Here is an 11,830-nt window from a genome sequence, read left to right as displayed (position 1 = left end):
CCGTGGACATGCAGATGAACGAAGGCAAGACCTGCGTCATCGAGGTCATGTGCACCCGCGAGCTGGGCGACCCCTTCCGCCGTGACGCCCTGAAGAAGCCGGTGCGCATGCTCGAGAAGTATCAGGACTACGTCTGATCCTGAAGCTCTAATGTAAGGGCGTCCCCCCGCAGTACCGGGGGAAATGAAACCCCGGTTCAACGGCCTCATGCGCCGTTGAGCCGGGGTTTCCGTGTTCAGGTTTCATGTCAATTGGATGGCCATGGAGGTGGCGAACAACACTGCTCTTGCCGGCTTCTCTGGCCCAACAGCCGGTATGTATCTGGCGCTAATGTCCTGGGTGCTTTGTCAGTAGTCTTGGGTTGTACGCGGCCCAGGTGTCGCCACGATCAGCCAGCTGCCCGGCAGGGCAGTACCGATAACGACAACTCACCAGGAGTCCATCATGAGTCAGCCGACCACCGAGTTTCTGCAGGCCTTTAGCGATGCTCTCAACAATCACGACATCGACGCGATCATGTCGATGATGACCGATGACTGCGTCTTCCACGCCGTTGGCGGTCCCGATCTGCTTGGCAAGAGCTTTGTTGGTCAGGAGGAGGTGCGCCAGGGTCTCGAGAACGCCTGGAAGAGTGCTCCCGATGCCGCCTGGGTCGATGCCGAACATCATGTCGTCGGTGACAAGGGCTTCACCGAGTCGACCTACAAGGGTACCACCACCGACGGCGTACGCTCCGAGGCGCGCATGATCGACGCCTTCACTTTCCGCGATGGCAAGATCGCCGTGAAGAACGCCTTCCGCAAGAACCGTCCGCCCGTCAACGCCTGATTGTTTCGGGTTCGAGCACAGTATCCAGACTGCTAGGAGTCCGATCATGGAGACAACAATGCCAAGAAGCGGGGTGGAGAACGAGGCGACCAAGACCTCACCCGCCCAGCCATATGATCCGGCCTATGACCCCCTGAAGAGTACCACTCCGGGGACGGGTCGTGACTATGCGCCGACCTACTGGATCGGCACCGCCGGCGAGCCGCCGGCCGATGATGGGCCCATCACCCAGGACACGGATGCCGATGTGGTCATCATCGGTTCCGGCTTCACGGGACTCACGGCGGCGATCTTCCTGGCTCAGGAGTACGGCATCAAGGCCACCGTGCTCGAGGCCAACCGTACCAGCTGGGGCTGCTCGACCCGCAACGGCGGCCAGGCTCAGTGTGCCTCGGGCCGTCTCAAGCGCTCCCAGTGGATCCAGCGCTACGGCCTGGACACGGCGCTCAAGCTGCATCGCGAATGCCTCGATGGCATGGCGACGTTCAAGGAGCTGATCAAGGATATCGACTGCGAACCGCAGCCGGGAGGTCACCTCTACGTGGCCCACCGCGACAAGGTCATGCCGACCCTCGAGAAAGAGGCCAAGCTGCTGCGCGAGACCTTCGACTACGATGCCCGAATCCTCGATGCCGATACGGTGAAGCGTGAGTGGCTCGGCGACCAGGAGGCGGCCGGCGCCATGCACGAACCCGAAGGCATCGGTATCCATGCCGGCAAGCTGGCCTTCGGTTATCACCGCAAGGCGCGGGCACTGGGCGTGAAGATCCATCCGGCAAGCCCGGTACAGGGTTTCGAGACCCGTGGCGGCGTGCACTATCTGCAGACCCCTGGGGGGGTGGTGAAGGCGCGGGCCGTGGGCATCGCCACCGGCGGCTACACCTCCCAAAGCCTGCATCGCGAGCTAAAGAACCGGCTGCTGCCGATCCTCTCGAACTCCATCGTCACGCGCAAGCTGACCGATGACGAGATCGAGGCCTGTGGCCTGCGCACGCGTCAGGTCATCACCGACACGCGCATTCTGCGTCACTACTATCGCCTGTTGCCGGACAACCGCCTGCAGATCGGCAGCCGCAGTGCCATCACGGGCCGGGACGCCCCACAGCAGAAGTACAAGGATATGCTGGTGGGTAACATGCACCGCAAGTTCCCGGCGCTCCAGGGCGTCGATATCGACTATTCCTGGTGGGGCTGGGTGGATGTCAGTCACGACATGATGCCACGCATCCATCAGCCCGATGCCAAGGAGACGGTCTACTACGCCCTGGGCTACGGCGGCAACGGCGTGATGTACTCCGCCCAGGCGGGGCGGCGTTTGGCACAGTGGATCGCCGGTCATGGCCAGGAGCTGGATCTGCCGATCTTCACCTCCAAACTGCCGTACCCAAATGTCCGTGAGATGGTTGAGTCACAGGCCTTCGCGCCCTTCCGGCGCTTCGGCCAGCGTTTCCTGTATCGCTGGTACCACCTAAAGGATGAGGTGCTCTGAGCGTCGATTACCGGCTTGGCGGGTCTGGGCCCGCCGAACCGTTATCGCGCTCCTTAGTCACCAGCTCTGCTCGATGAAGGAAGTCAGAGCAGGATTGGTGTTATCAGCATGCCAGGCGAGCTCAATACTCAGCCTGGCATTGCTGTTTTCCAGCGGACGAATGGCGATGTCACTGCGTTCGTGGCTCAGCTCGCAATCCGGATAGAGGGTTACGCCCATTCGGGCAGCCACTAGCCCGAAGATGCTGTCGCTATTGGGTGCTTCCAGCGCGACACGAGGAATGAACCCTGATTTGAGACAGTAGGACTGCAGGTGAGGAATGAAATGACGCCAGCTATCGGAGTTGCCGAGTATAAAAGGTTCATTGGCTAGGGCCTCGAGGGGAATTGCCCGCCATTCTGCCAACGGGTGGTCGCGAGGTAATACCGCTACATAGGGCGCCTGGTAGAAGGTGCGATGAACGATCTTGTCGGATGTTACAGGGCCGATCAAGAGTCCCAGGTCGAGCCGGCCGGCTTCCAGATCTTCCAGCTGAGCGTGGGAGTCGCGCCGTCTCAGCTCGATACTGACATCGGGAAAGGCCTCGTAGAATCGTGACAGACGCCTGGGTAGAGGTCCATTGATGGCAAAGTCGATATACCCGATCGCCAAGTGACCGGATTCGCCGCCAGCCGCTCTAATGGCACTGGCGCCGGCATCCTCCAGGATGTCGGCCGCTTTCCTACATTCCCTATAAAACGCCTCTCCTCCCGCCGTTAGCGCGACATTGCGGTTGTCTCGTTTAAGCAGTGTCACACCTAGCTGCGTCTCGAGTTGACGGATTGCCCTGCTGACCGCCGGTTGTGCCACGTGAAGCCGCTCTGACGCGCGGCGGAAATGCAGTTCTTCAGCAACTGCCATGAAATAGCGTATCTGAGACTGTAGATAACGACTCATTTGATGCCTTGGGAGTATCAGTTGTTAGCGTTTGTTAGCGTTTTGATATTATACGAGGCGACTTTGTCTCGCTACCTTGAGAGGTGCAGTGCAGGTCGCCCAAGCGACTCGCCCCTTCGAATTACCTGACAACAAACTAACAAGGTAGGTAATTATGACTTTAGTGAATATCAATGCGCGCCGTCTGTGGCAGCGAATCATGTCCATGGCGGAAATCGGCGCTACCTCTTTAGGAGGGAGTTCGCGTTTGGCGTTGACCGACGAGGATCGTTGTGGTCGTGACCTGTTCATCGAGTGGTGTCGCCAAGCCAACTGTGAGGTTCGTATCGACCGCCTGGGTAATATCTTTGCCCGCCGGCCCGGGACCGACCCCGAATGCCTCCCCATCGCCTGCGGAAGCCATCTGGACACTCAGCCTCTAGGGGGTCGTTTCGATGGTGTCTTTGGCGTGCTGGCTGGCCTGGAAGTGCTCGAGACACTCAATGACAACGGCATACAGACTCGCAGCCCGCTGGAGGTCTGCGTATGGACCAACGAGGAGGGGGCACGTTTCACGCCGCCGATGCTGGCCTCCGGCGTTCATGCAGGTGTCTATTCGCTGGAGTATGCGCTGGCCCGTCAGGACGACCATGGTATCTCCCTGGCGGAGGCCTTGGAGGCTATTGGCTATGTCGGTGAGGTGGCCTGTGGCAGTCATCGGCTGGGGGCTTTCCTGGAGGCCCATATCGAGCAGGGGCCAGTCCTCGAGCGGGAGCAGAAGACCGTCGGTGTGGTGTCCGGTGTCCAGGGTTCACGCTGGTATCGAGTGTCGCTGACCGGGCAGGAAGCGCATACCGGCTCCACTCCGATGCTGGGGCGGCGGGATGCGCTTGCCGCCGCCGCCCGTCTAATCGTGGAGGTGCAGACGATCGCCGACGCTCATGCGCCCCTGGCCGTGGCCAGTGTCGGACATATCGAGAATGTGCCGAACTCACCCAACACCCTCTCTGGCCAGGTGGAGCTGACAATTGATATGCGCCACCCCCGTGTCGAGGGGCAGGCGTCGATGGAGAGCGCGCTCAGGCAGGCGAGCGCGAAGGTAGCAGAGGATACCTCTGTCGTGGTTCAGCTCAACCGGATCATGGATACACCCCCCGTTGATTTTCATCCTGACTGTATCGAGGTCATCGAAGAGGCCGCCAGCTCCAGGGGCTATCGTTACCGCCGCATGTTGTCAGGTGCCGGCCATGATGCCTGTCATCTTGCCGGTGTGACGCCTACGGCAATGATCTTCGTGCCCTGTGCCGGCGGTCTGAGCCACAACGAGGCCGAGCGCGCCGAGCTGAACGACCTGGCAGCGGGCACCAATGTGCTGCTTGATGCGATGCTGCATCTTGCCGAGCAGCCCCCTGAGGCTGATCAGGTCAGGGCTTCGGCGACCGCAGCCGCGGAGTGCAGTCAACACTGATACGAGCAGCGACAAGCCACCAACAGCTACGCATGCAGGCAATAACTCGCAACAAACAGTGTCAACAACAATAAGCACGAGGACTATCGTATGGAGTGGTACTACGGCTATATCGTGGCGTACTTCACGAGCATGTTCGCCATCGGTTTCTACTATTTTCTAAAGGTCAAGAACTCCGATGACTACCTGATTGCCGGGTGGAATATGGGGTTCTGGAAGATCGTAGGGACCCATATCAGTACCAACTGTGGCGCAGCCGTGTTCATCGGCTGGATCGGCATGGGTTTCACCGTTGGCATGTCGGGCTACTTCAAGTTCGCCGCACCGGCACTGCTGACCAGTATGCTGCTGATCATCCTGTTCAGCGCCCCTCTTCGTCGCCAACGGCTTTACACCTTGGCTGATCTTTTCGGCGAGCGGTTCGGCGCTCGGGTCGGATTGTTGCCCTCGGTGTTTTCCGCCTTTGTATACTCGGTGCCGACTACGGCACTGCAAATCGTCGGTATGAGCACCATCTTCCATATTGTCTTCAACATGGACGTCAAGGTAGGTATCGCTCTCTCCTTTGCGTTGATCTTGGGCTTCACCATTCTTGGTGGGTTGGTGGCCACCATCGTAACCGATGCTCTGCAGAGTGTGATCGTGGTGCTAGGTATCGTGATTCTGGCCGTGGTCGTGGTCAACTTCGGTGGTGGCTTCTCATCGATCATTGCCAATACGCCGGTGGACTACATCAGTCCAACGGGAGCAGGAGGGCTGAGCGATGTGCTGGTATTTGCGTTGACCGTGGCACCCTTCTATCTGGTGTGGCAGTCAACCTGGCAGCGCATTTTCGCCTCCAAGGACGAGCGGGTGGCGGTAAAGGCCGGCGTGACCGCCTATGCGTCACTGTTGGTGCTCACCCTGCTTCCTTTCGGTATCGGCGTGGTGGCCCGTCAGTTCGTCCCTCTCGACATGAACCCAAACCTGATCTTCTCCTATGTGACGGTTGAGCTGTTGCACCCGGCGGTCGGTGGCATCGTGGTCGTGGGTCTGCTCTCTGCGCTGATGACCGGTGCCGACTCCTTTATCCTTCAGGGTGCCTCGAATATCTCTCAGGACATCTACGCTCGAATGATCAACCCTGATGCCAACAACGATCAGAAGATGTTCGTGGCCAGGCTTAGTGTGGTGTTGATCGCAGTAGCGGCTCTCGGCGTTGCCTTCCTGATGACCGATATCATCTCGCTCTATCAGTGGGCACTGCGGCTGTCTGCGACAACCCTGGTGATTCCTTTCCTGGCGATTATGTTCTGGAGTCGGGTGACCGGGAAAGCCGTCATGGCGGGCATGATCCTGGCTTGTGCGACTACCTTGATCTGGCCGCTTTTCGATACCGGAATCGACCAGGTCTTTGCTGGTTTCCTGGTTTCTCTAGTGGTCATCGTGGGCGGAAGTTTGATCACCAAACATGGAGCAGAGGAGAGCGTGGCCGCCGTTTTCTGGGACGACTTGCCCTCCGCCTCGGCGCGACACCAGGAGCCGATTTCTGACACCCCCACCATTCAGGGTAGCCCCAAGGAGCAGTTGCAATGATCCGAGTCTATGAGGCCAGCAAGATCATCACCATGAACCCTTCACAGCCCGTGGCTACTCATGTGGCAGTAAAGGACGGCCGTATCTTGGCGGTGGGGGATATGGCAGTGATGCAGGAGCTTGGCGAGATTGAGGTGGATCGTCGCTTCGCCGACAACTGCCTGATGCCGGGTTTTGTCGAAGGTCATAGCCATGCCCTGGAGGGGGCCATGTGGGAGTACCCCTACGTGGGGTACTTCCCGCGCCGCGATCCTGAGGGGGAACGCTGGGCCGGTGCCCAGACCTTCGAGGCCGTTCAAACGCTGCTGCGAGATCAGGCGGCGGGGTTGCCGCCGGGTCAGCCACTGATCGCCTGGGGGTTCGACCCGGTCTACTTCGAGGGTGCCAGGCTCGACCGCAGACAGCTGGATGAGGCGGTCAACGACCGCCCTCTGGTGATCCTGCACGCCAGCCTACACGTGATGACCGTCAACTCTGCGATGCTCGAGCATGCAGGGCTGCACCAGCACGTGGCGATTGAAGGCATCATGCTTGGCGAAGACGGCCGACCTAACGGCGAACTTCAGGAAATGGCCGCCATGCACGCTGTCTTCGAAACCCTGGGCATGAATCTTTTCGAGATGGTAGGCGTCCCAGAGACGTTGCACCGTTACGGTAGAGTCGCCCGCAATGCCGGGGTGACCACCATTACGGATCTCTACAATCCATTGACCGATGAGGGTATCGCAACACTCAAGGAGGTAACCGCCGAGGAGAGCTATCCGGTGCGTCTGGTACCTGCTATGGCAGCGCTTGCCTGGTCGGTGGAAGATGGCATCCAGCGCCTGCAGGGCTGCCTCGAGCAAGGCAACGATAAGCTGCATTTCGGACCAGTTAAACTGATGACCGACGGCTCGATTCAGGGCTACACCGCACGCCTCAAGTGGCCGCATTATCATGATGGCCATGCCAATGGCATCTGGAATGCCCCCCCGGAGACACTCAGAGAGATAGTCGAAGCCTACCATCAGGCCGGTATCCAGCTGCATATCCATACCAACGGCGATGAGGCCGTCGAGTTGATGCTGAATGCGCTGCAGGGGGCATTGACGTTCTGGCCCAGGTGCGATCATCGCCACACCCTTCAGCACTGCCAGGTGATCGACCATGCCCAGATGCGACGAGCTGCCGTTCAGGACCTATGCCTGAACATGTTCGCCAACCATCTCTACTACTGGGGTGATATTCATCGCCAGCGTACCCTGGGGCATGAACGCTGCCAGCGACTCGAACCGCTGGCCAGCGCTGCACGATTAAGGATTCCCACTGCCATCCACAGTGATGCCCCGGTCACCCCGCTAGGGCCGCTATTCACCGCTTGGTGCGCGGTCATGCGCCAGACTGCCACGGGTCAGGTGTTGGGTGAGAGGGAGCGGGTTTCAGTCCAGCAGGCATTGGAGATGGTTACGCTGGGAGCCGCCTATACGTTGCACCTTGATCATCTGGTGGGCAGCCTTGAAATCGGCAAGTTCGCCGATATGGTCGCGTTGGACCGTGATCCGCTGGCGTCAACGCCGCAGGAACTCAAGGATATCCAGGTATTGGCAACGGTGCTGGGAGGGCGCGTGCATGAGGCCGAGTGAGGTGGCTGAGGCGCCGCTTACGGTAATCAGCGGCTTTTTGGGTGCGGGCAAGACGACCTATCTCAATGAGCTGATTCGGCAAGGGATTCCCGAGGACTCGCTGATAGTGATCAACGATTTTGGCGATATCAATATCGATGCCGAGCTGATCGATTACCGCGATGATCGAATGATCCAGCTGAGCAATGGTTGTCTCTGCTGCACCCTGGGGGGCACTCTGGCCGAGCAGCTGGCCGAGGCCATGCGACTCAAGCAGGCGCCGCGAGCGGTGTTTATCGAGACCAGCGGGGTCGCCGATCCTGCGCGCATCGCCGATATTGCCCGTGTTTCGAAACGCCTGAAGCTCGAGGAGGTCGTTTGCCTGGTCGACGGCAGTCGTATCGAGACCCATCGCGACGATCGGCTGGTCGGCGAAACCTGGCACGCCCAGATTCGCGCCGCGACACGTCTGTTGGTCAACCGACTTACCGGGGCTGATAAGCCACAGGCGCTGCTTGACGGACTACAGAAGCTGAATCCGGAGGCGTTAATTGAGCCTATGGAGGAAGGAAGAGCACGCGAGGTGCGTCCTGCTCCGGCACGGACTTTCATGACACCGGTTGCTACTGGGGCACCACTGGATCACGCCGGCGGTGGCCCGGGTGGCTGGCGTTCGGCAAGCTTGACGATGTCCAGCGCCGTGGATCTAGAACGGCTACAGGAGCTTCTGCTTGAACATGATGATGTGCTGCTGCGTGCCAAGGGGTTTGTTCATTGTCAGCGCCGAAATAGCCGACAACTGCTGCAGTTCAGCGGTGGGCGACTGCATTTTCGGCCGGCGCCAGTGGCCGGCCATAATCAGGTGGTCTGTATCGGTCGCGCTGGCAAGCGTTTTGAGGCGCTATTGACCACGCTGGCGACCCTGTGACTGCGGCCGAGTGGTGATAGTTGGTGTGGGGGCCATTCCCTGAGCGCGGCGCTAGATCGAAGGCGGGGTATCACAGGCCTGCATGGCCAGCGGTATCAGTGCCGCAAGGCGTGCGATCCCCTCCTCGATACGATCATCGGCAATCGCCGAAAAGCCGAGTCGGAAGTACTCTCTACGAGGAGTATCGAAGAAGTGGATGTCGCCGCATTCGATCAGAATGCTCTGCTCGGCGGCCAGGCGCCTGAGCTTTTGGCAATCGAGGCCCTCAGGCCCCTTGATCCAGAAGCAGGAACCACCGTAGGTGGAAGGCAACGCTGCGTGAGGCATGTGACGGGCCAGGGCATCTCTCATCAGCTGCCAGCGTCTGTGGTATGCCTGATGCATCTGACGCAGCAGGGCGTCGTGATAGCCGCGGTCGAGAAACAGCGCCACGGCACGCTGGTTGTTGGTCGGCGGATGCCGCAGCATCAAGCGTCTCAGCGCTCGAGCTTCGCGAATCAACGTGGGGTGGCCGACCATATAGCCCAGACGTAGCCCGGGTGCCAGGGTCTTGGAGAGACTGCCTACATAGATGACCCGCTTGTGGCGATCGAGGCTCTTGAGTGCCGGGGTGGGGGTATCCAGATAATTGGTTTCACTCTCGTAGTCGTCTTCGATGATCAGGAAGTTATGGATCTCGGCCATGTCCAGCAGTTTACGCCGACGCTCCAGAGGCATGGTGACCGTGGTTGGTGATTGATGGCTGGGCGTGGCATAGACGAAATCGCAACTTGCGATATCGGCGTCCAGTCGCATCCCCTGCTCATCGACCGGTAGCAGCAGAATATCGTCCGTAAAGGTACGTGCGGTGTTGTAAACATCAACGTAGCCCGGGTTTTCCATGCCGAATCGCCGCCCGGCCTTGAGCATCAGCATGCAGGTGATCCATAGCGCCTGTTGGGCACCCACCGTCACCAGGATCTCCTCGGGTTTGGCCCAGACTCCGCGGCGGGGGAGCAGGCGCTGGTGGATTTGCTCGATCAGCATCGGGTCATCGTTGTTGAGATGATCCACGGCCCAGCTGCGGATGGCCGGTACGCTCATCGAGTCGCGACTACACTCGCGCCAGCGTTGGGTAGGGAACAGGTCAGGATCGATCTGGCCGTACAGGAACGGGTAGTCGTAGCTGGGCCAGTCATTGGGCTTGTTGATGGTCTTCTGCCGGGAAGGATGCATGGTCAGGAGCTCTTCCCAGGGCAGTCGGTCGGCTTCGATATCATTGAGACGTACCGGCTTTTCGGCGTGGCCCTTTAGGATCTCGGGGTTGACGAAGTAGCCGCTGCGCTCCCTGGCGAGCAGATAACCGTCGTCCAGCAACTGTTCATAGGCCAGCATCACGGTGTTGCGGGCCACGTTCAGGTCCCTGGCCAGCTTGCGGCTCGAGGGGAGGGCCTGCTCCAGTGGCAGGTGGCCGTTGAGGATGGCGCGAGCGATCTGTTCCCGAAGCTGACGCTGCAGGCTATCAGGCAGATTGGGATCGAGATGGAAAAGTAGCTCGCTCATGGGTGCGCTGTCCTTATCTTACCAACGGTGGAATGGGCTGTGCCGCCATGGCTCGATGGCAGTTCGCGTTGGTGGTGCTGTCCATTGTACTTGGTTATTTTCCTTTATAAATCCATTTGTTACAGCTGGACCAAAGGGTAATGCCGCACTGGTACTAGTCGGTGGTCTGGTAAGTGCGTAGAACCCGAAGTATGGAAAGGTGATAACTCCTGTTCCATGCAAGGAGATGGAGGAGAGTAGGGCCTGAAGGGACGAGACACCACCCTGACATGACTCCCCGAGTGTTGACGTGCCGGCAGAGCCCTCTTCGATGATCAGTGTTGCTGGTCACCTGCCATTTACCTGTCGTCAACGACAACAACAACCCTTGGAGCTCCCTATGCGTATTCAGAAACTTGTTCTTCCCATGGCGGTATCCGCTGTGAGTCTTGCGCTGAGTGGCAACGCGATGGCCGAGACCTGGAAAATGGCAGTCGGCGACGCCGCCGGTGGCACCCAGTATGAACTTGGCAAGACCTTTGCCGAACTGATCGAGGAGAAGACCGACGGCGATGTCACCGTGGACCTCTTTCCCAATGGTCAGCTCGGTAGCGAACAGGACACCGTCAACAATGCCAGCATGGGCTTGCTGGACCTCTCCATCGTCGCCATCAACAACATCACCCCGTTCTCGCCGACAGTGGGGGTGCTGACACTGCCCTACGTCATCCAGGGGGCCGAAGATGCCAAGCTGCTGACCCAGGAGGAGGTCGGTGAGGAGCTGGCCGAGAATACCATTCGAGATGCGGGTGTGCGTCTTCTCGGTTGGGCTTATTCAGGCTGCCGTCGTCTGACCAACTCCGCACGTCCAGTGGCTGAGCCGGCCGATCTCGACGGCCTGGTGATTCGAGTGCCCAAGAACGAGATCATGATTTCTGCCTACCAGTCCTGGGGCGTCAACCCCAACCCGCTGGCGTGGTCGGAAACCTTCACTGCCCTGCAGCAGGGTGTGGTCGATGGGCAGGATAACCCCTATATCACCATCGACGCCATGAAGTTCTACGAGGTTCAGGACTATGTTACCGACAGCTGTTATGTCTTCTCGCTGGAGCCGCTGATCATTGGCGAGGGGCAATTCCAGAGTCTGAGCCCAGAGCTTCAAGCAGCCGTGCTTGAGGCTGGTCAGGAAGCCACCGAGCACAGTTACAACTATCTGCTGGAAAGCGAGGAAGCCATCAAGCAGCGCCTGGTGGAAGAGCATGGCATGGAGATCGTCGAGCCTGCCAATGACGAGCAGGAGTGGATCGAACTTGCCACCGGCATCTGGCCTGATTTCTACGACAGCATCGGAGGCAAGGAAAAGCTGGACGAGGTTCTCGCCACGCTGGGTCGAGAGCCCGCTCCGGAGCAGTGATCCCGGTTTTATCATGATGGCGTGAAACGCCCCCTGCTCCGGCCGTTGGCCGGGGTAGGGCTGTTCCTAGAAGGTTCTCGCCTCAGGGGGT

Annotated in this window: 9 protein-coding genes; 7 read left to right on the top strand and 2 right to left on the bottom strand. The window is 59.5% G+C overall.

The window, feature by feature from the left end; translation table 11 throughout:
- Positions 1-444 precede the first annotated feature (444 nt).
- The gene (locus RM463_RS04220) at positions 445-828 is read left to right on the top strand and encodes a nuclear transport factor 2 family protein (RefSeq protein WP_195687983.1); all 384 of its coding nucleotides are present in this window, start codon (positions 445-447) and stop codon (positions 826-828) included.
- A gap of 46 nt (positions 829-874) precedes the next feature.
- Positions 875-2,317, top strand: coding sequence for an FAD-binding oxidoreductase (locus tag RM463_RS04215; RefSeq protein WP_311429105.1), 1,443 nt, complete (start codon positions 875-877; stop codon positions 2,315-2,317).
- A gap of 57 nt (positions 2,318-2,374) precedes the next feature.
- Here the strand turns inward: RM463_RS04215 and RM463_RS04210 are convergent, their stop codons facing one another.
- Positions 2,375-3,253: a LysR family transcriptional regulator gene (locus tag RM463_RS04210; RefSeq protein ID WP_267491278.1), complete on the bottom strand. Its 879-nt coding sequence runs from the start codon at positions 3,251-3,253 to the stop codon at positions 2,375-2,377.
- A 154-nt stretch (positions 3,254-3,407) separates the two neighbouring features.
- On the opposite strand from RM463_RS04210, the gene RM463_RS04205 reads away from it, so the two are divergent.
- The 4 genes from RM463_RS04205 to RM463_RS04190 all read left to right on the top strand — a co-directional run bounded on the left by RM463_RS04205 (position 3,408) and on the right by RM463_RS04190 (position 8,804).
- Positions 3,408-4,700: a Zn-dependent hydrolase gene (locus tag RM463_RS04205; protein ID WP_311429104.1), complete on the top strand. Its 1,293-nt coding sequence runs from the start codon at positions 3,408-3,410 to the stop codon at positions 4,698-4,700.
- A gap of 90 nt (positions 4,701-4,790) precedes the next feature.
- Entirely contained in the window at positions 4,791-6,275 is a 1,485-nt protein-coding gene (locus tag RM463_RS04200) for a sodium:solute symporter (protein WP_195687987.1), read from the top strand.
- On the top strand, positions 6,272-7,897 hold the full coding sequence (locus RM463_RS04195; protein ID WP_311429103.1) for an amidohydrolase: 1,626 nt from the start codon (positions 6,272-6,274) through the stop codon (positions 7,895-7,897). Before RM463_RS04200 ends, RM463_RS04195 begins: the two co-directional genes overlap by 4 nt.
- Positions 7,884-8,804 (top strand): GTP-binding protein, encoded by a 921-nt coding sequence (locus RM463_RS04190; protein ID WP_311429102.1) that lies wholly within the window; start codon positions 7,884-7,886, stop codon positions 8,802-8,804. The genes RM463_RS04195 and RM463_RS04190 overlap by 14 nt, the downstream gene beginning before the upstream one ends.
- 51 nt (positions 8,805-8,855) lie before the next feature.
- Here RM463_RS04190 and RM463_RS04185 read toward each other — a convergent pair whose 3' ends face one another.
- A complete protein-coding gene (locus tag RM463_RS04185; RefSeq protein ID WP_311429101.1) occupies positions 8,856-10,346 on the bottom strand; it encodes a PLP-dependent aminotransferase family protein in 1,491 nt (496 codons plus the stop codon).
- A 310-nt stretch (positions 10,347-10,656) separates the two neighbouring features.
- On the opposite strand from RM463_RS04185, the gene RM463_RS04180 reads away from it, so the two are divergent.
- Entirely contained in the window at positions 10,657-11,739 is a 1,083-nt protein-coding gene (locus RM463_RS04180) for a TRAP transporter substrate-binding protein (RefSeq protein ID WP_311429100.1), read from the top strand.
- Positions 11,740-11,830: the final 91 nt, after the last annotated feature.

The sequence above is a fragment of the Halomonas sp. LES1 genome (assembly GCF_031846005.1).
GTDB lineage: Bacteria > Pseudomonadota > Gammaproteobacteria > Pseudomonadales > Halomonadaceae > Halomonas.
This window is presented reverse-complemented; position numbering and strand designations above follow the sequence as displayed.